Origin of the sequence: Acinetobacter courvalinii (genome assembly GCF_014635545.1) — a bacterium.
In the GTDB taxonomy this organism is placed as follows: Bacteria; Pseudomonadota; Gammaproteobacteria; order Pseudomonadales; family Moraxellaceae; genus Acinetobacter; species Acinetobacter courvalinii.
In genome coordinates this window covers 460,598-485,753 of sequence record NZ_BMDA01000001.1, presented here as the reverse complement: position 1 = coordinate 485,753, position 25,156 = coordinate 460,598, and the positions used below count along the sequence as shown (strand labels likewise).

At 41.5% G+C, this 25,156-nt stretch carries 21 protein-coding genes and 1 pseudogene; 11 read left to right on the top strand and 11 right to left on the bottom strand.

Annotation, left to right across the window (positions count from 1 at the left end):
• Positions 1-4 precede the first annotated feature (4 nt).
• The 6 genes and pseudogenes from IEV39_RS02125 to IEV39_RS02100 all read right to left on the bottom strand — a co-directional run bounded on the left by IEV39_RS02125 (position 5) and on the right by IEV39_RS02100 (position 6,238).
• Positions 5-820 carry a putative hydro-lyase gene (locus IEV39_RS02125; protein WP_126687628.1) on the bottom strand — a complete coding sequence of 272 codons (816 nt, stop codon included), beginning with the start codon at positions 818-820 and terminating at the stop codon, positions 5-7.
• Positions 821-822: 2 nt separating this feature from the next.
• A complete protein-coding gene (locus IEV39_RS02120; protein WP_005287392.1) occupies positions 823-1,587 on the bottom strand; it encodes a LamB/YcsF family protein in 765 nt (254 codons plus the stop codon).
• A gap of 34 nt (positions 1,588-1,621) precedes the next feature.
• Positions 1,622-2,876 (bottom strand): annotated as a pseudogene (locus IEV39_RS02115) (NRAMP family divalent metal transporter).
• Positions 2,877-3,214: 338 nt separating this feature from the next.
• Positions 3,215-4,126 (bottom strand): LysR family transcriptional regulator MumR, encoded by a 912-nt coding sequence (gene mumR, locus IEV39_RS02110; protein ID WP_005287397.1) that lies wholly within the window; start codon positions 4,124-4,126, stop codon positions 3,215-3,217.
• Positions 4,127-4,232: 106 nt separating this feature from the next.
• Positions 4,233-5,177, bottom strand: coding sequence for a DUF4424 family protein (locus tag IEV39_RS02105; RefSeq protein WP_005287400.1), 945 nt, complete (start codon positions 5,175-5,177; stop codon positions 4,233-4,235).
• A gap of 191 nt (positions 5,178-5,368) precedes the next feature.
• Entirely contained in the window at positions 5,369-6,238 is an 870-nt protein-coding gene (locus tag IEV39_RS02100) for a LysR family transcriptional regulator (protein ID WP_005287401.1), read from the bottom strand.
• 197 nt (positions 6,239-6,435) lie between these two features.
• On the opposite strand from IEV39_RS02100, the gene IEV39_RS02095 reads away from it, so the two are divergent.
• Complete coding sequence (locus IEV39_RS02095) at positions 6,436-7,305, top strand: DMT family transporter (RefSeq protein WP_005287404.1); 870 nt, start codon at positions 6,436-6,438, stop codon at positions 7,303-7,305.
• A 101-nt stretch (positions 7,306-7,406) separates the two neighbouring features.
• Here IEV39_RS02095 and IEV39_RS02090 read toward each other — a convergent pair whose 3' ends face one another.
• Both IEV39_RS02090 and IEV39_RS02085 read right to left on the bottom strand, forming a co-directional pair.
• Positions 7,407-8,687 carry an OprD family outer membrane porin gene (locus IEV39_RS02090; RefSeq protein WP_005287408.1) on the bottom strand — a complete coding sequence of 427 codons (1,281 nt, stop codon included), beginning with the start codon at positions 8,685-8,687 and terminating at the stop codon, positions 7,407-7,409.
• Positions 8,688-8,718: 31 nt separating this feature from the next.
• Positions 8,719-10,065, bottom strand: coding sequence for an MFS transporter (locus IEV39_RS02085; RefSeq protein WP_005287410.1), 1,347 nt, complete (start codon positions 10,063-10,065; stop codon positions 8,719-8,721).
• 515 nt (positions 10,066-10,580) lie between these two features.
• Between IEV39_RS02085 and IEV39_RS02080 the strand changes: the two genes are divergently transcribed.
• Together IEV39_RS02080 and IEV39_RS02075 are read left to right on the top strand one after the other, a co-directional pair.
• On the top strand, positions 10,581-11,657 hold the full coding sequence (locus IEV39_RS02080; RefSeq protein ID WP_005287413.1) for an aromatic ring-hydroxylating dioxygenase subunit alpha: 1,077 nt from the start codon (positions 10,581-10,583) through the stop codon (positions 11,655-11,657).
• A 12-nt stretch (positions 11,658-11,669) separates the two neighbouring features.
• Positions 11,670-12,614: a PDR/VanB family oxidoreductase gene (locus IEV39_RS02075; protein ID WP_005287417.1), complete on the top strand. Its 945-nt coding sequence runs from the start codon at positions 11,670-11,672 to the stop codon at positions 12,612-12,614.
• Between the two features lie 41 nt (positions 12,615-12,655).
• On the opposite strand, the gene IEV39_RS02070 is transcribed toward IEV39_RS02075, so the two are convergent.
• From IEV39_RS02070 to mhpT, 3 genes are all read right to left on the bottom strand, one after another.
• Complete coding sequence (locus IEV39_RS02070; RefSeq protein ID WP_126687629.1) at positions 12,656-13,348, bottom strand: GntR family transcriptional regulator; 693 nt, start codon at positions 13,346-13,348, stop codon at positions 12,656-12,658.
• Between the two features lie 123 nt (positions 13,349-13,471).
• Positions 13,472-13,927, bottom strand: a complete 456-nt coding sequence (locus tag IEV39_RS02065) for a MarR family winged helix-turn-helix transcriptional regulator (protein ID WP_005231463.1) — start codon at positions 13,925-13,927, stop codon at positions 13,472-13,474.
• Positions 13,928-13,997: 70 nt separating this feature from the next.
• Positions 13,998-15,230 carry a 3-(3-hydroxy-phenyl)propionate transporter MhpT gene (gene mhpT / locus IEV39_RS02060; protein ID WP_005287423.1) on the bottom strand — a complete coding sequence of 411 codons (1,233 nt, stop codon included), beginning with the start codon at positions 15,228-15,230 and terminating at the stop codon, positions 13,998-14,000.
• A 248-nt stretch (positions 15,231-15,478) separates the two neighbouring features.
• Here mhpT and IEV39_RS02055 point away from each other — a divergent pair, with 248 nt between their 5' ends.
• The 8 genes from IEV39_RS02055 to IEV39_RS02020 all read left to right on the top strand — a co-directional run bounded on the left by IEV39_RS02055 (position 15,479) and on the right by IEV39_RS02020 (position 25,133).
• Complete coding sequence (locus IEV39_RS02055; protein ID WP_171056853.1) at positions 15,479-16,318, top strand: p-hydroxycinnamoyl CoA hydratase/lyase; 840 nt, start codon at positions 15,479-15,481, stop codon at positions 16,316-16,318.
• 37 nt (positions 16,319-16,355) lie between these two features.
• Positions 16,356-17,807, top strand: a complete 1,452-nt coding sequence (locus tag IEV39_RS02050) for an aldehyde dehydrogenase (RefSeq protein WP_005287427.1) — start codon at positions 16,356-16,358, stop codon at positions 17,805-17,807.
• Between the two features lie 82 nt (positions 17,808-17,889).
• The gene (locus IEV39_RS02045; RefSeq protein ID WP_171067875.1) at positions 17,890-19,776 is read left to right on the top strand and encodes a feruloyl-CoA synthase; all 1,887 of its coding nucleotides are present in this window, start codon (positions 17,890-17,892) and stop codon (positions 19,774-19,776) included.
• A gap of 75 nt (positions 19,777-19,851) precedes the next feature.
• Entirely contained in the window at positions 19,852-20,991 is a 1,140-nt protein-coding gene (locus IEV39_RS02040; protein WP_005287432.1) for an acyl-CoA dehydrogenase family protein, read from the top strand.
• An 82-nt stretch (positions 20,992-21,073) separates the two neighbouring features.
• Entirely contained in the window at positions 21,074-22,324 is a 1,251-nt protein-coding gene (locus IEV39_RS02035; RefSeq protein WP_005287435.1) for an OprD family porin, read from the top strand.
• A gap of 57 nt (positions 22,325-22,381) precedes the next feature.
• Complete coding sequence (locus IEV39_RS02030; protein ID WP_005287437.1) at positions 22,382-22,918, top strand: DUF3237 domain-containing protein; 537 nt, start codon at positions 22,382-22,384, stop codon at positions 22,916-22,918.
• Between the two features lie 40 nt (positions 22,919-22,958).
• Positions 22,959-23,348 carry a PaaI family thioesterase gene (locus IEV39_RS02025; protein WP_005287440.1) on the top strand — a complete coding sequence of 130 codons (390 nt, stop codon included), beginning with the start codon at positions 22,959-22,961 and terminating at the stop codon, positions 23,346-23,348.
• Between the two features lie 33 nt (positions 23,349-23,381).
• The gene (locus IEV39_RS02020; protein ID WP_005287444.1) at positions 23,382-25,133 is read left to right on the top strand and encodes a tannase/feruloyl esterase family alpha/beta hydrolase; all 1,752 of its coding nucleotides are present in this window, start codon (positions 23,382-23,384) and stop codon (positions 25,131-25,133) included.
• Positions 25,134-25,156: the final 23 nt, after the last annotated feature.

Sequence of the window (25,156 nt, the reverse complement as noted above, 5' to 3'; positions counted from 1 at the left end):
CCAATTAGCCCATCCAAGCACGGTCAGGAATGTCGGTAATAAACATGTACCCCGGAGCATGACTAATCGCAAAAGGAATTTTCGAGTTCATGACTGCTGCTTGCGGTGTTACTCCACACGCCCAAAACACTGGAATTTCACCCGCTTCAATACGGGAAGCATCACCAAAATCTGGTTTATTTACATCCTTAATGCCTAAGCTTTCAGGGTGACCAATATGTACAGGTGCACCATGCACGCTTGGCATACGTGAAGTAATTTTTACCGCTTCACTAATTTGATGCGATGGAATGGGTCGCATGGAAACCACCATATTTCCTGAAATACGTCCTGCTGGTTGACACTGAATATTGCTCAAATACATCGGCACATTGGTATCGTCATGAATATGGCGAACTTCAATCCCCGCTTCTTGCAAAGCTGTTTCAAACGAAAAACTACAGCCAATTAAGAAAGTCACCAAATCAGGATGGGCGTTGTAAATCTCGCTCGCATCGGTCACTTCATCGACCATTTCGCCATCTTTCCAAATGCGATAGCGTGGGAAGTCAGTTCGGATGTCTGAATCTACCGCCAGCTGAGTTGCATAGATACCTTCTTCGAGCACATCAAGTACTGGGCAGCTTTGCGGATTACGATGCGCATAGAGTAAAAAGTCATATGCCCACTCTTTTGGCACCGAAATCATGTTGACCTGCGTCATACCTGCCGCCATGCCTGCTGTCGGTTTATCAAAACCTGCACGAATTTTTAAACGCGCATCTAAAGCGGCTTCAAGCTGAGCTGGGTCGACTTTAATATCCTTATACATGGTGCTCATCCTTATGCTTTGTTTACAAATGGGCGAATTTCAATATTGTTTTTTAAAAGTTCGGCTTTAATGGCTGCCGACATCTCTAGCGCACCGTCGGTGTCGCCATGTAGGCAAATAGTATCGGCCTGAATTGAGGTAAAGACACCGTCAATTGACTCGACCCCACCATTTTTAAGCATAGACACCACACGGCTCGCAACAAATGCCGAGTCATGTAAAACCGCACCTTCTAAACGGCGGGACACCAATGAGCCATCGCTGTTATATGCACGATCTGCAAATGCTTCTGACACAACTTTTAAGCCAGCCGCACGTGCCTGCTCGACTAAGTTCGACCCCGCCAAAGCCACCAAAACCAGCTCAGGGTTATATATTTTAATCGCATCAATCACTGCGGCTGCCTGAGCTTGGTCATGTGCAATAGTGTTATAGAGCGCGCCATGCGGTTTAACGTATTGCACTTTTGAGCCTGCCACTTTCGCCAAACCATCGAGTGCAGAAATTTGATAAAGCACATCGGCAATCAGTTCGTCACGTGACAAATCCATATTCCGGCGACCAAAACCAACCAGATCTGGATAAGACACATGCGCCCCAATTGTGACACCCAATTCAACGGCTTTACGAACCGTTTTTAAAATACCGAGTGGGTCGCCAGCATGGAAGCCACACGCAATATTGGCACTGGTCACCACAGGTAATATCTGGTCATCATTACCCATTTTCCATGAGCCAAAGCTTTCACCCAAATCGCTATTTAAATCTACAAACATGGCATTATTCCTTTATCTCTTCACATCGTCTGGCTTAAAGCTTGGTCAAATAGTTAAACACTGTCGTAAATGACATATAACCCATCCACCACGTCAACAGACATGTTAACCCACCCAAAATAAGTAACCATTTTGGATAGGTATAATTACCCATTAAATCTTTACGGCATGCAGCAACATACACAAAAATTGTAAGACCAATTGGCAACACCAAACCGTTAAAACCACCTACAAAAATGAGTAGACCCGCTGGAGTTGCACCCAATAACACATAGAGTAATAAAGCCAATGCGATAAAGGTAATGGTCGTATAGTTGCTTTGTTTTGGTGTTAAGTTCTTTTTAAAGGCAGTAAAGAATGACACTGAAGTATATGCTGCACCGATGGTACTACTAATACCCGCTGCCCAGAAAATTAAACCAAATAATTTAAAACCGAATGTACCCGCTGCATATTGGAATGCTTGAGCTGCCGGATTGGCATTATGACTAGCGAGATCAATCGTGGCACCGCTGACCACCACACCTAAAAACGCTAAGAATAATACGTAGCGCATGATACCAACCACAACAATGCCCTTAGTCGCAGCTCTAGCAACTTCATCAATATTTTCAGGGCCAACCGCGCCTTTATCAAGTAAACGGTGTGCACCCGCATAGCAGATATAGCCACCCACCGTACCACCGACAATGGTGGTAATAATGGCAAAGTCGATCTGATCGGGCGCAAAGGTTTGCTGTACCGCTTGTCCAACAGGAGGCATCACAATCACAGCCACAATGATGATCAGGATGATTTTCAGCAATCCCAATACAATCATGCTTTTATCCATGGCGAGCGTGGCTTTTCTTGATGCAAAAATCAAAATCGCCAATGCACCACTGAGGATACCGCCCCATTTGGTGTCTAGACCAAATAGCGCATTTAGACCTAATGCCGCCCCTGCAATATTTCCGATGCTAAAGAAGAAACCGCCTAAAATCACTAGAAATGCAAGTAGATAGCCACTGCCGGGTAAAGCCTTATTGGCAATATCTGATGCACGCATTTGCGTCAGTGTGACTACACGCCAAATATTTTGTTGAACTACATAATCAATCAGAATGGAAACTAAAATGGCGAAGCCGAATGCTGCGCCTAACTTGACTGTAAATACAGCGGTCTGGGTTAAAAATCCTGGCCCCATTGCTGAGGTCGCCATCATAAAGATCGAGGCGACAATGGCCCATTGGCGATCTGATAAAAAAGAAGATTTCAGTAAAGACATATTGAGTGCGTTCCTCATCCATTTGAGCTTCATAACGCTATTTTTAATTTGATTCAGAAATATCATTTTTGACCAATGATCTTCTTCAATCCTTTTCAATAACCAAGATTCTCTGTTCCTGAATGACCACATGAGTTCATCAAATCTTGTATTTAAGATAAAAACACAGCAAAGCCAGCTGAACAATACGACTTTTTACAACAATCGTTAAACTCAAGATTTTGAATTTTAAATATTTTTATTTTCAATATCTTTAATGATAAATTTTACTTATCACGTTCTATAAGCTGTGTTTATCACTTGGCAAATAAGCAATGCTTATAAGAATGAGAAAAAGAACTGGAAAATGCCGCCAATCATTTAGGTATTAATCTGCGCATTCAGTCTTTTCATGGCACTATCCGACACCATCACCGCAACGTCAGTTAATTTTTCTTTCAAGGCCACATCGTTGCCATGAATATACACCGAGGTAAAGTGGAAGGTCTTTAGGCGAATCGGCGTATTTAAGATTTCCAGCCGACCGTCAGTGATCTCCTTCAAGGCAGTTAAGGTCGGCACCACAGCGATCCCCAAACCTTGCTCAGCAAGACGTAGCAGTGTTGCCAAGGAGTAACTGGTAATTGAAAGTGGTTCATCCAGCCCCTGTTCCTTCATTTTGGCTTTGAGCTCTTTATAGGGATAGGTAATTTTTGGATAGGTTAAAATGGTATGTGACATTAAGGTCTTAAAGGACATTTGAGCAATCCCTCCTTTAAATGAAGGTGAAGCCAAGAAGCTGAGTTCAAAATCACAAAGTGCCTGTTCAATACATTCAAAAGCCAGCGTCGGACCGAGTAAAAAAGCCATATCCAGATCACCTGTGCGTACGCCTTCTTGTAAATTCGGGGTCAGATCAACTACGATTTCTACAGAAACTTTAGGGAATTCCTGCTGAACTTTCTCGATATATTCCACCAACCAAGTGTAGACAATGGTTTCCGAAACGCCCAAACGAATTGTACCTGTCAAATGCTGATTTTCAGTTAATTCTGCGATGAGTTCAGTTTCTAAACGCATCAACTTTTCAGCATATTTAAATAAGGTCATCCCTTTATGCGTTGGTTTCAGTTGGCGAAAGCTTCGATCTAAAACTTTAAATCCTAAGTCATTTTCAATTGCAGTGATTTTCTGTGATACCGCAGGCTGAGTAGTCTGTAATTTTGTCGCTGCCTTATTAAAACTATTCAGCGTCACCACCCAGTAAAATACTTCCAGATTCTTTAAATTCACTTTAAACCAAAGCTCGCTATCCCTTTCTTGCTATATAGTATGAGAGTGAAAAGCCTGATTAAGCTACCTATTTATTAATTTTTGTTGCAGTCATTTGCAAATTGACTCATTTCACTCTTACAAAAATAATATCCAAATCCTGTTTGGGAACGAAGTTACGCTTGCTCATCTGAAATTGAGTTGGGTTAATTTTTTCGACTTTGCCATTCCAGCAAAATGAAACCAATTCATTCTTATCACGCTCAATCGTTAATTTAAAATTTTCAATCGGTTTAGCCCAATTTGCCCCTGTGATCAGAATATAGCTTAAAGCGTTAAACGGTGAATTTTCTGCTTTGGCTTTTTTTAAGCCTTGTTTAAATTGCGCATCCATACAAAAGTTCTGATTATATTCATCAGGATATAGCGCAACAGAACCACCCACCAAAGGTTGATATTGATGCTGAATTTTGGTCAAAGCATTGGCTTTAAAGGTCTGTTTCCAACTATAAATCACTTGAGATGACCATGGAATTTCATCATCTTTTTTAAAGTTCGCCAATATTTTCTGTACTTGTGGCTGCTTACATTGCTTTAATTTATCGACAAAATAGCGATAGTCATCATTGTTACGCAGCCAAGGATTAAGCATCTCAGTTTGGCTAAAGCCACATTGTTGAAATGCCTCTGTGCTATCTATCAGCGGCGACTTATCATCTCTTTGAATAAAGGTACGCACATGCATTTCAGGTTTTATATTTTGACCATCAACAATAACCTTAAAACTTTTTAACAGTGCTTCGGTATGGGCAAAATCCGCTTCAAAGGAATTATCGATACGTGGTAAGGGAAATAACACGGTTTCAGTAATATCGTGCTTACTTAAATTTTTATAAACATAATTAACCTTGATCAGCTTTTTGCTAATAAACAAATCTTCACTTTGCATCGCTATCTGCGCGTTTTTAAGATACTGAATACCACCTGTGCCAACATAGCCCGTAGAATCATTGGCTAGACTAAAGGTCGATAATGAAGCTAAACAGACCCAAACCACTGTCATTTTTTTCATTTTTAACTGCGCTCACGGAACTTGTTATTATGAGATTTTCATTTATTAGAAATCATAGCGGTTATAACGCCACAATGTGAAATTTTTATTGGGATGGGTGAAGGAAAAGCATTTATTTAGAGCAAGTAATAGCCTTTTCACAGATTAAATTACTAAAAAAAATAGGTCTATTTAAACCCTATATCCGAGTTCTAAATCGATACAGCGTGTCTAAGCGTTTTAACTAAAAGATCGTTTAAGTGATCTACAGCTTTTGAGTCACGAGAAGCCTGGCTTCGGTAAACCGCGACCTCCATTGGCTCTAAAGGACCTAGCCCATGTTCTGCTCCAAGAATTTCTAAATGCTGTGGCGCACTACATAGAGTAAACACAGCAATAGCCAATCCACTTTCAACAGCAGCAATTTGTCCAACCAAACTTGAACTGCTGTAAACCACACGATAACGGCGCCCTTGCAAGGCAAGAGAGTTAATTGCACTCTTTTTAGCTGAACTGGTACTTTCATACACTGCAATAGGCACAGGATCTTCACGCCAAAGCTCAAACTGTGGAGATCCCACCCAAACCATTGGCTCATGAAATAATAAATTACCTTGACGCTTGCCATCTCTGGAAATTAAAGCCAGATCAATATCACCACTTTCTATACGAGGAATTAAGGAGGTGGATTGTTCACAAATGAGTTCAATTTCAACCCCACTATAACGAGGTGCAAATCGTTTCAATACAGGGGTCAGATATTTCACAGCATAATCATCAGGAACTCCTAAACGTATTTTTCCACTTAACTCTTCCCCATGAAATGCCATCACAGCTTCATTATGCAAATCTAATATTCGCCGCGCGTATCCTAATAGCACCTGCCCCTGAGGGGTAAGTTCTATCTGTCTATGGGTTCTGATCAATAACTGACATTGCACAGCTTCTTCTAATTTTTTCAATTGCATGCTGACCGCAGATTGTGATCGATACAGCTCAGGAGCCGCATTTGAGAGTGAACCAGTATCAACCACCGTAACAAAACACTTTAACCAGTCTATTTGTAAGTTCTTTAGATTCATGACAAATCTTTCTATTTGATTTTCGAATAGTATATTCAAGAATTATGCGCTTTTCATTATTTCATAATAGGACAATACTTACCCTATTCAGCAGGCCGTCACATTGATTTGAAGGCTTTTTTCGATAACTTTTTATCATCATTTTTTATTTTAAAATTTAATAATTTCTTAGGAATTAAATGACTAGGAGTGATTCCATGCGTCTCAATAAAAGTACACTTGCTGCACAAAGTGCCACTTCAGGATTTGTTCTATTATGGGGCTGCGCTGCGATCTTTACTCGTTGGGGGCTCGATAACGCATCACCAATCGCTTTATTAATTTTACGATTTTCAACTGCTTTAATAGTCCTCCTCTTACTTGCTCTGTATAGAAAAAAATTATTGCCTAAACATGGGAGTCGCAAACAAGTGTTACTCACTGGACTTCTCATTATTGCGGGTTATTCGATCTGTTATTTTCAAGCAATGGCACATGGCGTTACACCAGGTTTAATTGCGACTATTTTGGGAATACAGCCAATTCTAACGCTATGCATCATGGAGAAAAATATACAAAAAACACGCTTGCTAGGTTTATGTATCTCTTTAGCAGGCCTGACTCTTCTGGTCTGGAAAAGCTTGTCTATGACTTTGATTGCACCTATTGGTATTTTGTTTGCACTGGCCGCGCTACTCTGCATGACTTTTGGTGCCATCATGAAGAAGAAGATTCAACAAGCACCTACAGAAGTATTACCCTTACAATATGCAATCAGTCTTGTCGTATGCTTGATCTTTATTCCATTTGAACATTTTGAAATCCACTGGAACTCACAACTTATTATCTCTGTTCTTTTTCTTGGAGTTTTGATTTCTGTTGTTGCCCAACTTTTATTGTATAAGCTACTAAGTCAGGGAAATATTGTAAATGTGACGAGCTTGTTCTACTTAGTTCCTGTGGTGACTGCATTACTCGACTTTTTAATTTTAGGCAATAAACTGCCAATAGCAGGTCTTATTGGGATGCTCGCAATTTTATTAGGCTTGTTGCTGGTGTTTAGAAAAGAATATGACATTCAACGTTAAAATGATGACACCTTTTCACCCGATATCTATTTTTTATTAATTTTTAAAGAATTTTCAAACGGTTTCCCGATTTTTAGAAACCGTTTGAACATATTTACTGTTTAAAACTTAAAGCTATAGTCAATATTCAAGCGTGTTTCATTCGCAGCATGAAAAGTCATATTGGTTGGCATATCGTTGCGATAGTGGGAAAATCGAGCCCGCATTCCCAAACCTTTTAACTTGCCTTCAGGAATTTTATAGCCCAAATCAAATTCCATCGACTCTTCATTAAAACGCTGATCGCCATATTGCAGTAAATCAATGTCTTCACCTTTTGCATAGCGAGTCATAAAACGCAGTCCGTTTAATGAAACATCACCTACCTGCGCATTTTTAAAATCATATTCATAACGAACTGAATAGACTTTTTCGTCTTTATTTGAATAGTCCGAACTCATAAAATCAAGCACAACTGGACTTTCAGTTCCCGACAAAAACGGCAGACCAGTTGAACCAAACGACTGCATGTAGCCCAAAGAAAGCGTATGATTTTGATAGTTCAAACCAAATAAACCACTGATATGGCGGTTATCGACCTCTCCTATTTTTTTACTTCCAGTTTCCTCACTGTTAAAAAACCGAACGTCACTTAAAAAGTTAAGTTGATCATTTAAGGGTTGTTTGCCGTTAAAACCCAAAAACTGTTGTTGGTAAATGTCTTTGAGTTCGGCATGATAAGCTCGTAGGTGATAATCCTTTAACTGATAGCTTCCTCCCAAGGTATAAAAAGAATCAGTAGTTGCCGCCTTGTCAAAACGATGATTGATATTATCCGTGCCAACATCGGTAAAACGAATCGAGTCGCGTTGACGTACTTCGTCGACATAAAAGCCTTCGAGTTGAAGATTTGGAATTTCATTAGAAACAAAGCGAATACCGCGATAAGTCTGTGGGAACAAACGCGCTGGCGATGAAAATAGGGTCGGCAATTGTGGAACCATATCTCCTAAAAATAGCTCATTTTTTCTGAATTTCGCCTTCCCTGTAATACCTATTTTTCCATAATAATCATCACGCGAGTTGTCAGGATTAACTTGCAATAAGCCACTACGTGCATAGTCATTAGCACGGCTTCCCATTAGATTAAAACCTGCCATTGCCACTACATCGATACCAAACCCAACTGTCCCTTCGGTATAACCAGACTGTCCTTTAAAAATTAGACCCTGCGCCCAATCTCTGGCTGCAGTATAGGGATATGGGTCTTTTTTATAGTCTCGGTCAAAGTAAAAATTACGTAGTGTCAGCTCAGCTTTACGGTCTGCAATAAACTCGGCATGCACAACTTGACTCAATAACGGGCACAAGCATACCCCCACCCATAATGGTGTCTTTTTCATTTTTTATCTCAACTATTTAATTTTTAATGATTTAAGGTGCTGTTTTAAGCGAGTAGCTTTGCTCTTTCTGACTTCGGTAAAAAGCATTACTCAAACTTAAAATCAGGAAAATGGCTAAAATAAACACCACACCGTAATAGGCGTACAGCGTTGCGGGTGCAATCCCTTGATCTAAAAAAATGCCTGCAACCGTTGGCGATAAAATAGCCCCAATTCGTCCAAAACCAATGGCATAGCCCACGCCACGACTACGGATTTCAGCATCATAAATTGTTGGAGAGATCGAATATAAACCTGCCACACAGCCATTAATCAGTGTGCCAAGTAATAATCCCACCATGAGTGCAATGCTGACTTGAGATGAGACTGCAACAAAAAGAAAAACACATGCCGAAGTTAGTCCTAAAAACAGACTTAAGGCATAGAAAATTTTCATACGTGATGCCAATAAACCAATAATGGCTGCCCCGAAAATCCCACCAATACTAATTAAAATACCGGTACTTACACCTTGTTCAGGTGACATCCCCATTGAAATAAGAATTTTTGGTGTCCAGCTCATCACGAAGTAAAAGCCAAACATCACTAAAAAGAATGCAAACCAAAGACAAAGTGTTTGAAATCCAAGCTGTCCTGCAAATAATTTGCTCAGCTCACTGCCATTTTGCGTACTGATTTTTTCATAACGCGGCATAACCGGTAATTCATTTATCCCCATACGATTTACAGTTGCATTAATACGTTCTAGTGCCTGTTTTGGTCTTTTCGCGAGTAAATAATCTAAAGATTCTGGTAATAACCAGGCACTGATCAACAGCATTGCAATAGTGGTAACCCCACCTGCCAAGAAGATTGAACGCCAACCCAAATGCTCAATCAATGCCAGTGATAGTACTCCGCCAAGTGTCGCGCCAATGCCATAACCTGTAGACATTAAACTCACTGCAAGACTGCGCCAGCGAGCATTGGCATATTCACTTGCCAATACATTACTACTTGCAAGAATGCCACCCACCCCGATTCCAGTAATAAAGCGAAGTGCTGCCAACATGACGTGACTTTGTACAAAAGCACAGCCCAACATGCTAAGACCTGCAATCACAAGACAAACCAAGATAAGTAAACGGCGACCGATTTTATCGGCTAACGGTGCGAGAAAAATGGAACCAGCAGCCATTCCAAACAGGCCGGAACTGAGTAACAAACCAATTTGTGCACCTGAAAGTGACCATTCTGCTGACACGGATGGAGCGGTAAATGCCATTACCATCACGTCAAAGCCATCAATAATATTGAGACAAATACAAATCAAAATGACGAACCATTGGTAGCGGCTCATGCTGTTTTGATTGATCTCATTGAGAACGTCTCTTTCCATTTGTGTATCTCCTAATGCGGATAAGAGACACATACGACATCGCCAATATGAGTAATTGTGTGCTTATGCATATCCGTATCCATAGACCTAGAGGAATATTTGTTTTTGAGCATCCTGCTCTTTTTCTATACTGAATATTTGGATCCAAAAAATCAACAATATTTTTTAAATTTAATTAAACCAAAATTAAACAACTGAAAAACATAAGTATAATTTATTTATAACAATAAAAACAAAAAATATGGATCCATAAAACATTACCCATTTTACTTACCACAATTCCAAATATGAGATCCAATTCAGCTTTCAAGCATACAAAATGGATCCAAATAAAAACCAATAAAATTTTCTCCCAAAAACTCAAAATAAATACAAAAAGCCTTCAATAACATCAGAGAATATACATAAAAGCCAAACCTAAAGATCAATATTTTTTCAAAATATACTGCTTATCAATTGACCAATATTTTTATTTATTATAAATTGGATCCAATAAGTGATAAGGAGTCGTCACAATGTTTATTAAAAATGCTTGGTATGTTGCCTGCCGCCCAGAAGAAATCCAAGACAAACCACTAGGTCGCACCATCTGTGGTGAAAAAATTGTTTTTTACCGTGGCAAAGAAAACCAAGTTGCAGCCGTTGAAGATTTTTGCCCCCATCGCGGTGCCCCACTTTCACTTGGCTATGTAGAAGATGGCAACCTCGTATGTGGATATCATGGCTTAGTCATGGGTTGTGACGGAAAGACCGTTTCAATGCCAGCTCAACGTGTCAATGGTTTCCCTTGCAACAAAGCATATGCAGTTGTCGAAAAGTTCGGTTTTATCTGGATATGGCCAGGCGAGAAAGCTTTAGCAAATGAAGCAAAACTGCCAACTTTAGAATGGGCAGAGCATCCAGAATGGAGCTATGGCGGTGGCCTGTTTCACATTCAGTGTGACTATCGCTTGATGGTCGATAACCTGATGGATTTAACTCACGAGACCTATGTTCACTCCAGCAGCATCGGACAAAAAGAAATTGATGAATCATTACCAGTCACTAAAGTTGACGGCGACCATGTCATTACCGAACGCTATATGGAAAATGTGATCGCACCTCCATTTTGGCAAATGGCGCTGCGTGGTAACCACTTAGCAGATGATGTACCCGTTGACCGTTGGCAACGTTGCCACTTCTTTGCGCCAAGTAATGTCCACATTGAAGTGGGTGTAGCGCATGCCGGACACGGTGGTTACCATGCACCAAATGACAAAAAAGTTTCCTCAATTGTGGTCGATTTTATTACACCGGAAACCGAAACCTCACACTGGTATTTCTGGGGAATGGCACGTAACTTCCAGCCGGATAACGCCGAACTCACCGATCAAATCCGTGAAGGTCAAGGCAAAATCTTTACTGAAGATTTAGAAATGCTGGAGCAACAGCAGCAAAATATTTTAAACAATCCACATCGCAAATTACTGATGCTCAACATCGATGCAGGTGGTGTACAGTCTCGTAAGGTGATTGAGCGACTCCTTGCCGAAGAAAATAAAACACCTCCTGAAACATCCGCACAGAAGTTTCCAAACATTCGGATTATTTAAAGGAGTATGAACATGGACGTTATTATTCAGAAAATTCACCAGCTCACCCCGACCATACGTGCTTTTGAGTTGGTCTCGGCAAATGGCACAGCGCTACCGAATTTTGAGGCAGGTGCGCATATTGATGTGCACCTGAAAAACGGCCTCACCCGTCAATATTCACTTTCAAACTGCTGCAATGAAAAACATCGTTATGTCATTGGTGTTTTACATGATGCCAATTCACGCGGTGGCTCACGTTGCATCCACACCGAATATCGTGAAGGCGACCATTTAAAGATTGGTGAACCACGCAATTTATTTGAAATTCACCCTCAAACAAAGCAGGCAGTTTTATTTGCGGGTGGTATTGGTATTACCCCTATTTTGTCGATGGCGTATCGGCTTAAGTCGGCCAATATACCTTTTGAATTGCACTACTTTGTTCGTAGTCATGAAATGATCGCCTTCTATGGCAACTTAACCGAGCACTTTGGTAACCAAGTCCATTTTCATATTCAAGATCAACCGGACACCGAATGTAATATGGCAGAGGTTTTAGGCCAAGTTTCACCAAACAGACACTTATATGTATGTGGACCAACAGGGTTTATGCAGTTTGTCATGAGCTCAGCCGAACAAGCAGATTGGCATAGCGATCAGTTACATCAAGAGCATTTTGTCGCTCAAAAAGTAGATACCTCTAACGATGAAGCTTTCACGATTGAAGTGAAAGGTACGGGCCGTCGAATTGAAGTACTACCAGAGCAAACTGCTACTGAGGCATTAATTGCAAATGGTTTTGATATCCCGGTTTCATGTGAACAAGGCATTTGCGGGACCTGTATTACACGCGTTGTAGAAGGCACGCCAGAGCATCGGGATCTATTTATGACCGATGAGGAACATGCACGAAATGACCAATTTACGCCTTGTTGTTCTCGTGCAAAAACTAAAAATCTTGTGATTGAGCTTTAATTCTGGAGTTCCTTTATTCAAAAATAAAGGAACTTTTCACTTTAAGCGCTGAGAACATTTGTTAGGGTTTCACCCAAAATCACCACACTACTGTGTTCGCGCATTAACGTTTCAGCACGCCCTCCCTGACGATGTACCAATGCATCGAAAATCGAACAATGCTGTAAATGCGCATAGTGCAAACGACGATATTCTGACAAAGCTTGGTTCTGGTCATAGGTAATGGCTTGGGCAGAAGCCATTGGCAATTGATTGTTTTTTGCTAAGGCTTGGATGAGCGCAACGTTTTGCGCGCCTTCAATAATGGTGTCATGAAAAATGACGTTGAAATGATGATAACGTTCCAGTTCAGCATCACCAAACCCGTCTGTTTCATTAAATAGTTTTTCAGTTTCCTTAATGCAATGTTGCAGCGTCTTTTTCTGCTCTTCGCTTAAGCCTTGTTCTGCCAGAGTTTTTGCAGCTAACCCTTCCAGCACACCGCGCACTTCAAGCGCATCATGAATCAGTTGCTCTGAAATTTCACGAACCGTGTAACCACGAGTTGGGTTTTTAATGAGGAGACCTTCTTGCTCAAGCAAGCGAAAGGCAATACGGACAGGCTGTCTTGAAACGCCAAGTAACTCGGCAGTCGGAATTTCGGCAATTCTGGCACCGCCTTCAAGCTCCCCTGAAATAATCATTTTTCTTAGTTTAAGTAAAACTTGTTGTCCTGAAGACATTCGCTGCCACACATCACCAAAAACGTCACTTCGATGCTAGCAAGTTCATTTGTAAAATGAAATAAATTTTCTGTGTGAAACAGTGCTTAAGCATTTCTGTAGATTTTAATAAATTAATTTAAAAACCACATTCAATTAAAGATTTTTAAGATTATTGACCATAATATCGAGATTATTACGGATTAAATAAGCCAAGTTAATATCAATGCCTTCAAGCATTTTTTCTTCAACTTTTAAAACCACTTCATTACATTTATTTAGCTTATCAATACCACTGTCTGTCAGCGTAATTAAAATACGGCGGCCATGTGTTGGGTCCGGTTTTTTCTCAATCCAGCCATTCACCAGTAAATCTTGCAAAATTTTATTGGCAGATTGCGGCTTTATGAAAGAACGTTCAGCAAGCTTGGCATTAGATAAATTACTTTTTGAAGCTAAAACCGAAAGTGCAGTAAATTGCGGCAAGGTAATTTCAAGTTCTTTTAAATGTTCGGTTAAATGTTTACTAATGATCCGGTCAACACGAGCGATCATGTAACTTAATTTCGGCTCATCTTCTGCTTTTTTTTGAACTAAATTTGAACGTACCATAACCTTTCATTCATCATAAGAAAATCTGTAATGAAAGTATGAGGCACCAACCCCATACTTTCGTTAAAACTTAGCCAGCACCTGAGCTTTGTACTAAATGTACAGGCTGTTTAGGTTTTTTGACAAGAAGTAATGCAGAGATCGCTGCAATTAAAATCACTGGAATGCTTGAACCAATTACAATGGTCGAACTTTGTCCGAGTGAGAGTAAAAACCCTGCCATTAAAGGCCCTGCAAAAGAACCTATACGTCCGATTGCAACCGCTGTCCCCACTCCGGTCCCACGCATTTCGGTTGGATAATACATGGCAGCCAGACCATACAACGCCGATTGTCCGCCCACAATGAATAAACCACAGCCCACTGCCGAAAGTGCAAGTAAAGCCACGGTCGGAGAAATTGCTAAACAACAAAGCGAAAATAAAATGCCGAGATAAATCAGCTTAATCACAAAGCTCATGCGTAATTTATCAAGTAAGACACCCATGAGGATTGAACCTAAAATTCCACCCACGTTGTAACCCATCTGTACATAGTTTGCCTGAAGTTTCGATAAGCCTTGCGCGCCCATCAGCAACGGCAACCAGTTCAACAAGAAATACAGTACAACGAGCGTACAGAAAAAACTGACCCAAAGCTGAATGGTTGACATACGGCGTTCTTTGGCAAATAAAACTTCCAAGAAAGGCGTGGTTTTTTGCGCTTGACCTTTACGTTGCAGGTAATCATTTGACTCAGGTAAAAAGCGCATAATCAGCGGAATGAGTAAAATAGGCGCAATCCCACCAATATAGAAAATATGACGCCACTCCGCATCGCCAGCCAACGACATAGCAACTACAGAAGTAAGTAATCCACCAAAAGGAATGCCGCTATACATAATACTTACCGCGGTACCTTTATATTTATCGGGTACAGCTTCAGATGCCAGTGTAATCATCATCGGAAGTGCCCCACCCATTCCTAAACCAGTACAAAAACGAATGAGTAACAGCAAACTAAAGTTAGCAGCATAAGCCGTTAGCAAAGACATAATTCCAAAAAGTAAAATACTAAAAATCAGAATTTTCTTACGCCCGACAATATCAGCAAACCTACCGCCCAATATGGCGCCTGGTAGTGTCCCTAAAATTGCAGCACTAAATGCCCACGCCATCTGGCCATTGTCCAACATGAACTCAGCCCGCATTCGTGGGGCGGCCACCCCCATTGACTGAAGATCAAAACCTTCAAAAATTGCGATTGCAAAACATAATAGCAACGTGATTTTTGCCCTTGCAGACTGTCCTAATATCTTTTCCATTGTGTTATCCCTTATTGACTAGTCGTTCCATTTAGCCCTTTGTGTATTATTGTTTAAACACAGCAAAAATATCAGTTAAACTTACTAAAAAATCAACATATTTTTATATAAAATCATCAAAAAAATTAATTAATATTTAAAATACAATTGATTATAAAATATTTATGAAATTTTATAAAAAAGACTTGAATGTAAGTTTAACTGATATTAAATTAAATCCCAGAACAGCTAAAAATCATTCAAGGAGTATGAAGATGAGTTATGAAAACCGCTGGGAAACAGTAGATGTTAAAGTTGAAGATGGAATTGCATGGGTAACACTAAACCGCCCAGAAAAGAAAAATGCCATGAGCCCGACACTCAACCGTGAAATGATTGATGTGCTTGAAGCGATAGAACTTGATCAAAATGCACGTGTGCTTGTGTTGACAGGTGCAGGCGATTCTTGGACAGCAGGCATGGACTTAAAGGAATATTTCCGTGAAGTCGATACTCAACCAGAAATTTATCAAGAACGTATTCGCCGTGACTCATGCCGTTGGCAGTGGCAACTTCTTCGTATGTATTCAAAACCAACGATTGCTATGGTCAACGGCTGGTGCTTTGGAGGCGGTTTCTCACCTTTAGTGGCGTGTGACCTCGCAATTGCAGCAGATGAAGCAACTTTCGGTTTATCTGAAATTAACTGGGGTATCCCACCGGGCAACCTTGTAAGCAAAGCAATGGCAGATACTGTTGGTCACCGTGCCTCTTTGTACTACATCATGACGGGTAAAACCTTTAGTGGTAAAGAAGCTGAAACGATGGGCTTGGTGAATAAAAGCGTACCGCTTGAACAGCTAAAAGCTGAAGTGACTGAGCTTGCAAACTGTCTACTTGAGAAAAACCCTGTGGTTCTTCGTACCGCTAAAAATGGCTTTAAGCGTTGCCGTGAACTGACTTGGGACCAAAATGAAGACTACTTATATGCCAAACTTGATCAATGTATCCACCGCGATACAGAAAATGGTCGCCAAGAAGGTTTGAAACAATTTTTAGATGAAAAATCAATTAAACCGGGTTTACAGAGCTATAAACGTACTGGTTAACTTTTGATTCTCTAATGGCAATGTAAGGACACAACCCATGCAAAATGTACAGTTACTTATTCACGGTCAAGCTGTTGATGCATCAAATCAGGCAACGTTTGAGCGTATTAGTCCTATTGATGGATCAGTGGCAACAAAAGCTGCTGCTGCAACTTTGGACGATGTTGATCGTGCAATCGATTCGGCACAACAAGCTTTTAAAGTATGGTCGAAACTCTCGCCTACCGAACGTCGCTTACGTTTGTTAAAAGCAGCCGATTTAATGGACCAAAAGACCGAGCAATTCATTGAAACTGGAATGCAAGAAACAGGTTCAACTGCAACATGGTATGGGTTTAACGTTCACCTTGCTGCCAACATGTTACGTGAAGCCGCAGCCATGACCACACAAATTGACGGAAGCCTCATTCCGTCAGATGTTCCGGGCAATCTCGCGATGGGTGTGCGAGTTCCTTGCGGTGTCATTGTTGGCATTGCGCCTTGGAACGCCCCTGTCATTTTGGCAACACGTGCGCTTGCTATGCCTTTGGCTTGCGGAAACACAGTGGTATTAAAAGCATCTGAAGCCTGTCCAGCAACACATCGTCTCATTGGTGAAGTGTTACATGAAGCAGGTCTTGGCGAAGGTGTGGTCAATGTGATTACGCATGCCGCTGAAGATGCACCACAAATCGTGGAGCGTTTAGTCTCTCACCCAGCCGTGAAGCGTATTAATTTTACCGGTTCAACCAAAGTCGGAAAAATTATTGCCGAGACTGCTGCTAAATATTTAAAACCTGTTTTACTCGAACTCGGTGGTAAAGCCCCTGTCGTGGTTTTAAATGAAGCTGATATTCATGAAGCCGTAAATGCAATTGCTTTTGGAGCATTCTTTAATCAGGGTCAAATCTGTATGTCGACCGAACGTGTTTTGGTTCAAGACAAAATTGCCGACCAGTTTATTGAAAAGCTGCTTGAAAAAACTCGCTTTATTCGGGCAGGTAATCCAACTTCAAAAGATAATATACTCGGTGTTTTAGAAAGTCGACGCGCTGCAAACCGTATTCAGCATTTGCTGGAAGATGCTCAAAACAAAGGTGCTGACTTACCTTTAGGCATCCATATTGAAGACACCACCATGCAACCGACGTTGGTGCTCAATATTAAACCTGACATGCTGCTTTACCGCGAAGAATCATTTGGACCTGTATGCACAGTTCAACGTTTTTCAAGCATTGAAGAAGGCATAGCACTAGCAAATGACAGCGAGTTCGGTCTTTCTTCGGCAGTGTTTAGCCAAAATATTTCACAAGCATTAGAAGTCGCTCAACAGATTGATTCGGGTATTTGTCATATTAACGGCGCAACCGTACATGACGAAGCTCAAATGCCATTTGGCGGAACAAAATCGAGTGGTTACGGACGTTTTGGTAGTAAAGTCTCTGTTGCCGAATTTACCGAACTACGCTGGATTACCATTCAAACCCAATCACGTCATTACCCGATTTAGTCAGGCTAATGCGGACAACAATATATTAAATAAAAATTGCATGATGCAAAAAAATAAAGCGCAGTGATGCGCTTTCCATGGAGTGAAAGAAATGCAAATGAATGCCACTCAATCACAAGACCGCGAACGATTGGTAAAATTAGGGCAACATGATATTCATTATCACCATAAAGATGACACGCTCTATATCAGCCCAAAAGAGCAATTAAAACCGTATCCACAAAAACTGACAGATCGATTAATTCATTTTGCACAAACCAAACCAGACCATATTTTTGCAGCAAAACGCAATGCTCAAGGTGAATGGGTCAAACTGAGTTATGCAGAAGTTTTACAACGTGCATGGCACATTGCTCAGGCATTACATGAACGGAACTTAAGCCAAGAAAGACCTCTGGTCATTTTAAGTGGTAATGATCTCGAACATTTAACACTGTCTATGGCTGCCATGCTGGCAGGCGTGCCTTTCTCGGCGATTTCACCCGCCTACTCTCTGATTTCTCAAGACTTTGGCAAACTTAAACATGTGTTTGAAGTGCTGACACCGGGTATGGTCTATGCCAACGATGGACAAACCTTCGCCAAAGCCATTCAGGCATGTATTACGCCTGATATTGAAGTGGTGACCAATAAAGGGATTGTGGGTGATCAGATCTGCACGTCTTTTCAATCGCTATTAGATACGCCTGTTTCAAATGTTCAAGAGTTTTATCAAACCCTTGATGAAAACCAAATTGCTAAATTCTTATTTACGTCAGGTTCAACCAAATTGCCTAAAGCTGTACCAACCACGCATTTAATGTTGTGTGTGAATCAGCAAATGTTATTACAGACTTTCCCTGAGTTTGAAGAAATACCACCTGTCCTACTCGACTGGCTATCTTGGCACCATACATTTGGTGGTAGTCACAATGTCGGCATTGCGCTCTATAACGGTGGCACCATTTACATTGATGACGGCAAACCCGTTGCAGGAAAATTTGACGAAACCATTCGTAATCTGAAAGAAATTTCTCCAACCGTTTATTTAAATGTGCCAAAAGGTTGGGAAGAACTCACCGAAGCTTTAGAAAAAGATGAAGAATTAAGAGACCGCTTTTTTGCCAAAGTTAAAATTTTATTCTTTGCAGGTGCAGCGCTTTCAGAAGCGGGCTGGAACAGACTCGATAAAATTGCTCAGCAACATTGCGGAGAAAAAATTCGCATTATGAGCGGATTGGGCATGACTGAAACTGCTCCCTCTTGCGCTTTTACCACTGGCCCACGTGTGATGGCTGGCTTTATTGGTTACCCGGCTCCGGGATGCGAAATCAAGTTGGTTCCATGTGGTGACAAACTTGAGTTTTGTGTTCGTGGCAAACATGTCATGAAAGGTTATTGGCGTTTAAAGGCAGACCAGCAAAGCACTGTGTTTGACGATGAAGGCTTTTTCCATACTGGCGATGCTGTTCGTTTGGTCGATGTGAATGATCCAACTAAAGGTCTGATGTACGACGGACGAATTGCCGAAGATTTTAAACTCAATACAGGTACTTTTGTGAATGTGGGCACACTACGCAACAAAGTACTCATTCAAGGTAATTTACTGATTCAAGATGTTTGTATTACAGGTTCAAACCTGAATGCGGTTGGTTTTTTGATTTTTCCAAAACTAGATGCTTGTGCTCAACAAGCTGGCATTAAGCTGGGCGAACATTCTCCAGCAGAGATACTACAACATCCTAAAGTCCAGCAATGGTTCCGCCAATTTTTAACGACCTTTAATAAAGATGCGACGGGCAGTTCAAATACAGTCTCAATGCTTTATTTAATGACCGAGCCGCCTCAACTCGATGCAGGCGAAGTGACCGATAAAGGCAATCTCAATCAAAGCAGTATTACGAAACGTCGAGCCGCTTTAATTGATGAACTTTATCAAAAGCAGGCCGAAAACCCACTGATTATTCGGGTGCCTACCTTAAAGCAATAAGCAATTGAAATAGAAAAGCAAGCTCAAACTTCGGTTTGGGCCTTAGCCTCACTTTTGCCTAAAAAAAGGTTCAACATGCCACACGATACAGAATTTGAACTATTTCGGGACAGCTATCGCAGGTTCTTAAAAGAACAGGTTGCTCCTTACTACGAACAATGGGAACAAGATGGCCTGATTCCACGTGATCTATGGCTTCGTCTTGGGGAAAATGGCTTTTTGTGCATCGATGTACCCGAAGAATACGGTGGTTACGGCGCTCCTGTGCATTACTCCCTCATGCTGGTTCAAGAAACGGCTCAAGCTGGCTTTGCATCTTTGGCGGTTGCCATTGGCGGACAAAATGAGTTGGTCTCACCTTATCTGCAAAATATTGGAACTGAAGCGCAAAAACGTTATTGGCTACCCAAAATGGTGACAGGTGAAGTCGTCACTGCAATTGCTATGACAGAGGCCAATGCTGGTTCAGACTTACAAGCCATACGCACTCAGGCCATTTTAGAAAATGGCCACTGCCGTATTAATGGTTCAAAAACATTTATTTCAAATGGTTTACATGCCGATCTGATTGTTCTGGTGGCGAAAACCGATCCGCAAGCTAAAGCAAAAGGCATTTCGATTTTTTTAGTTGATGCTGCTTTAGACGGCGTTAAAAAAGGCCGTTCATTACAAAAAATCGGGCTGCATGCCCAAGATACAGCCGAACTATTTTTTGATGATGTTTGTGTGCCTGCAACTCAGCGTTTGGGTGAAGAAGGACAAGGCTTTGCTTATTTAATGCAAGAGTTACCTCGTGAACGTTTAAGCATTTCCATGATGGCGTTGGGGTCAATTTTAGGCGCCATTGAAATTACTAAAGACTATGTGCTGGAACGCAAAGCTTTCGGACAACCGTTAAGTCAAATGCAAAACACACGCTTTGTGCTCGCAAACGCGCAAATCAAAGCAAAAGCCGCACAAGCCTTTGTAGATCAATGTGCAGCGCTGTATCAACAACAGCAGTTAAGTGTCACTCAAGTTGCCGCACTGAAATGCTTTATCACCGACACTCAATGTGAAGTGATTGATCAGTTACTTCAGCTCTTTGGCGGCTACGGTTACATGCGGGAATACCCAATTTCACGCTTTTTTGTGGATGCACGGGTACAGAAAATTTATGGGGGAACCAATGAAATTATGAAGGAAATCGTGGCCCGAGAACTGCTCGGGAAATAATTCGATTTAAAAACCAAATCAGGCAGACACAACAATCATGCCTTGTTTAAAACAAAAAAATGTTATTTCAGGAAGAAATGCGATGTCGAAATTATGGATGTACTCTACCCTTATGCTCTCTGGTTCAGTGTGGGCTGGCAATTTTATTGACAACAGTTCAGTAGAACTCACCACGCGAAATTTCTATTTTGACCGTGACTATCAAGAGCAATCCGCTTACCCTGCTGCCAAGGACTGGACACAAGGGTTTATTCTTAAAGCCAATTCAGGTTATACCGAAGGGACTGTCGGTTTTGGGCTGGATATACTGGCAACGGCCGGCTTTAAGCTGGATGCCGATGCCCAACATGCAGGTACAGGCAATTTAATCAGAAATACGGTCACCAATGAACCTGCTGACTCTTATGGCGAAATTGGCGTCACGGCAAAAGCGAAAATGAGCCAGACCGAGCTACGCATCGGTACGCTCATGCCGATGAACCCTGTTTTAGTGGCTTCACCTGCTCGTTTGCTTCCTCAGACCTATCGAGGTATTTCACTAACCAGTAAAGATATTAAAGACTTCGACTTACAAGCGGCCTATCTCGATAAAGTGAATCATCGTGATTCGACCGATTATGAAAAAATTAAAATTTCAGGTGTAAATGGACGATTTAAAAGTGCCGAAACTGATGGGCTCTATTATTTAGGTGGAAACTATCAGTTTAATCCTGCACTCAAACTTACCGCTTTTTATATGGATGTTGATGATCTGTATAATCAAACGCTGGTCGGTGTATTACATCAATATAAAATTAATGACAGCACCAATCTGAGTTCACAATTACGTTACTACCGCAGCCGAGATGACGGACAAGCAAAAGCCGGCTTGGTCGATAATGACCTGTATCATGCGCATTTCGAACTTAAACATCAAAACCATAAATTTATTTTTGGAACCTTCCAACATCACGGCGACACCGCCTTTCCATATTTGACGGGAGGTGAAACTGGCTTACTGATTGATACATGGCCAGGCGAGTTTTTAAACCCAAAAGAGAAAGCCTATAGCTTCCGCTATGAATATGATTTTAAAGATTATGTACCGGGTTTGCGTTTTATGACCCGTTACACCACAGGTCACAATATTTATGCACCCAACTTAGGCGGAACCAATCTAAAAGAACGCGAAACAGACTTTGATTTAGGCTACACCATTCAAAGTGGCTGGTTAAAAAATCTAGGGCTACGTGCGCGCTACGCCATTTATGACAACAACATGCTCTCTACAGCCAATATCAAACCTGTCAACGAAACCCGCATCAACATCGACTACACATGGAAATTTAAATAATTCAAAACGAGAGGTTCTGTCACATATAGAACCTCTTTTTATTTCGGGAAGTTCATCATGAAGAACGTTGTAGCACTACTCTGCGGCATGAGTCTGATTGCCCTGACTCATGCCGAAACACAATATAGCCCGCCACCTATTCAGCTTGAGCCTTTAGCAAAATTTAGTGTTGATTTAAATGCGCCTGTTTGGGAATTAGGCACCACCAGTGATGCTGGTAAGCGCCGAATTATTCCTATTACAGGTGGGACATTTGAAGGGAAATCACTTAAAGGCCGCATTTTAAATAACGGCGCAGATTGGCAAATTGTCGACAGTAAAGGATTGGCAATTATTGATACGCGATATTTGTTAGAAACCGATGACGGTGCACTTATTTATCTTCAAACCAAAGGTTACCGACATGGCTCGGCAGAAATACTAAAACAGCTTGCTCAAGGCCAAGATGTCGACCCGAAAAATTACTATTTCAAAATTACCATGCAGTTTGAAACCAGCTCACCAAAATACTCATGGCTTAACCAGACCGTTGCGGTAGGTAGTGCAATGCGTTTGGGCAAAGCGGTTATTTATGATGCCTATACCCTGAAATAATAATTTTTATAACACCAACAAAAAGGATGGAACCTTCACTATGGATCAAAAAACTTTAGAACACTTACCGTCCATCCATCACCATTTGGGTGGACACAATATCCATTGGAATGAAAAAAACACTGAACTCACCATCCACTACACGGCGCTAGAAAGCTTTACCAATCCACGCGGCACCGTTGAAGGTGGCATGATCTGCGCCATGCTTGACGACGTGATGGGGCTTTTTGCATTTCTTGCAAATGACAGTAAACCCGCCACCACCATTAACTTAACGATGGATTTTTTAAGACCCTGCGCTGTGGGCGAAGTCATTACAAAATGTCGATTCATTAAACAAGGCAAAACTGTACTGAATCTTGAAAGTGAAGCTTGGCAAAACAACAAAATGATTGCACGAAGCACAGCGAATTTTCTGGTTTTAGATTAATTGCAAACATTCATTCAATAAGGATATGAATAAATGAATTACACCGACAATAAACGAATTTTGACCCGCTCCGCTTTGGTGCTTGCCATTCTTAGTGCTTTGACGGGCTGTGGAAGTGATAATGATGAGACAACGGTTCCCTCAACAACCAAACCACCGCAGTTGTCTCCTGCTGTTGGCGTAAAAATGACAGGAAGCTGTTCAGACTTACTCGGATTTCAGTACAACAATACGGTCATTAGCTCAGCTACCCTTCAAGAAGCAGGCACATTGACTGTCGCCAACAAACCGATTGGCGCTCATTGTTTGATCAAAGGTTATATGGACCAACGTGTAAGCCCTGTGGATGGACAAACCTATCAAATTGGTTTTGAAATGCGCCTACCAATAGACTGGAATGGCCGTTTCCTCTATCAAGGCAATGGTGGAACCGATGGTAACTTAGTACCTGCAACGGGTCAGGTCGGCAGCGGTGGTCCACTCACCAATGCCCTACATGATGGTTTTGCTGTCATTTCTTCCGATGCAGGACATAACGCTTCACAAAATCCAATGTTTGGTTTAGACCCTCAAGCTAGAATTAACTACGGCTACGGTGCGATTACCAAACTCACGCCTATGGCAAAAAATCTAATTAAAACAGCATATGGTAAATTGCCAGATCGCTCCTATGCAGGCGGCACATCGAACGGCGGGCGTCATGCCATGATTGCTGCAACTCGTTTGGGCGACCAATATGATGGAATTTTAGCAAGCACACCGGGTTTTCATTTACCTCGTGCAGCCGCAGCTCAACTCTACACAGCACAACAGCTTCGTCGTGTCGCAACAGATGAAAATGATTTAAGTACCGCTCTTACCCTTTCAGAGCGCAAAGTATTAGCAAAAGCGATTTTAGATCGATGCGATGCTCTAGACGGTGTTGCAGATGGCTTGGTTCAAGATGTCGAGGCTTGCCGTACAGCTTTTGATATTCACAAAGATGTACCCGTTTGCTCAAGCACAAGAGATGGTACTTGTTTAAGCACCGAACAAATTGATGTATTAGCCAACATTTACCGCGGCCCTGTAAATTCGGCTGGACAAGCGCTCTATGCAACCCAGCCTTTCGACCCCGGTTTAGTCGGCAGTAACTGGGCAAGCTGGAAATTCGAATCTTCGGTGGGAACAGCACGTGACCCAGTTGCAGTCGGCATTCTTTTTCAGGTTCCACCAGACCCAACTGTGACTCAAAATTCTAGACAATTTGCCTTTAATTTTGACTTCGATACCGACTATCCAAAACTCTCGGCAACCAATGATGTATACACCGAAAGTTCCATGTCATTCATGATGCCGCCCGATGAACTTAATCTAGATAAACTGCGTAATCACGGTGGAAAAATGATTGTGGTACAAGGCACAGCAGATGGCGTTTTCTCTGTAGATGACACTCAAAATTGGTATGATCAACTGCTACAACACTATAAAAATGATGCAAAAGGTACAGCACCTGAATTTGCACGTTTCTTTAGAGTTCCGGGTATGAACCATACCCGTGATGGCATTGCGACTGACCAATTTGATGCATTGACTGCTTTAGTTAATTGGGTCGAATATGGCCAAGCACCTGAAAAAATCATTGCCACTGCACGCGGTGCAGGTAATCCGAGTGGTCAAGTGAATACTGAGCTTCCTCAAGATTGGGCACCAGATCGTACCCGTCCACTTTGTCCTTACCCACTGATTGCCCGTTACAATGGTCAAGGTGATAGCGAAAAAGCTGAAAACTTTAGTTGTAAATAAGTCCATTGGAACTAAAAGAGAGC

Coding starts and splice junctions, on each gene's coding strand:
- IEV39_RS02085 (WP_005287410.1), bottom strand. CDS start 10,065: ATGGAAAGAGACGTTCTCAATGAGATCAATCAAAACAGCATGAGCCGC.
- IEV39_RS02080 (WP_005287413.1), top strand. CDS start 10,581: ATGTTTATTAAAAATGCTTGGTATGTTGCCTGCCGCCCAGAAGAAATC.
- IEV39_RS02125 (WP_126687628.1), bottom strand. CDS start 820: ATGAGCACCATGTATAAGGATATTAAAGTCGACCCAGCTCAGCTTGAA.
- IEV39_RS02090 (WP_005287408.1), bottom strand. CDS start 8,687: ATGAAAAAGACACCATTATGGGTGGGGGTATGCTTGTGCCCGTTATTG.
- IEV39_RS02025 (WP_005287440.1), top strand. CDS start 22,959: ATGGATCAAAAAACTTTAGAACACTTACCGTCCATCCATCACCATTTG.
- IEV39_RS02040 (WP_005287432.1), top strand. CDS start 19,852: ATGCCACACGATACAGAATTTGAACTATTTCGGGACAGCTATCGCAGG.
- IEV39_RS02075 (WP_005287417.1), top strand. CDS start 11,670: ATGGACGTTATTATTCAGAAAATTCACCAGCTCACCCCGACCATACGT.
- IEV39_RS02105 (WP_005287400.1), bottom strand. CDS start 5,177: ATGAAAAAAATGACAGTGGTTTGGGTCTGTTTAGCTTCATTATCGACC.
- IEV39_RS02030 (WP_005287437.1), top strand. CDS start 22,382: ATGAAGAACGTTGTAGCACTACTCTGCGGCATGAGTCTGATTGCCCTG.
- mhpT (WP_005287423.1), bottom strand. CDS start 15,230: ATGGAAAAGATATTAGGACAGTCTGCAAGGGCAAAAATCACGTTGCTA.
- IEV39_RS02055 (WP_171056853.1), top strand. CDS start 15,479: ATGAAGATGAGTTATGAAAACCGCTGGGAAACAGTAGATGTTAAAGTT.
- IEV39_RS02035 (WP_005287435.1), top strand. CDS start 21,074: ATGTCGAAATTATGGATGTACTCTACCCTTATGCTCTCTGGTTCAGTG.
- IEV39_RS02095 (WP_005287404.1), top strand. CDS start 6,436: ATGCGTCTCAATAAAAGTACACTTGCTGCACAAAGTGCCACTTCAGGA.
- IEV39_RS02020 (WP_005287444.1), top strand. CDS start 23,382: ATGAATTACACCGACAATAAACGAATTTTGACCCGCTCCGCTTTGGTG.
- IEV39_RS02065 (WP_005231463.1), bottom strand. CDS start 13,927: ATGGTACGTTCAAATTTAGTTCAAAAAAAAGCAGAAGATGAGCCGAAA.
- IEV39_RS02050 (WP_005287427.1), top strand. CDS start 16,356: ATGCAAAATGTACAGTTACTTATTCACGGTCAAGCTGTTGATGCATCA.
- IEV39_RS02100 (WP_005287401.1), bottom strand. CDS start 6,238: ATGAATCTAAAGAACTTACAAATAGACTGGTTAAAGTGTTTTGTTACG.
- IEV39_RS02120 (WP_005287392.1), bottom strand. CDS start 1,587: ATGTTTGTAGATTTAAATAGCGATTTGGGTGAAAGCTTTGGCTCATGG.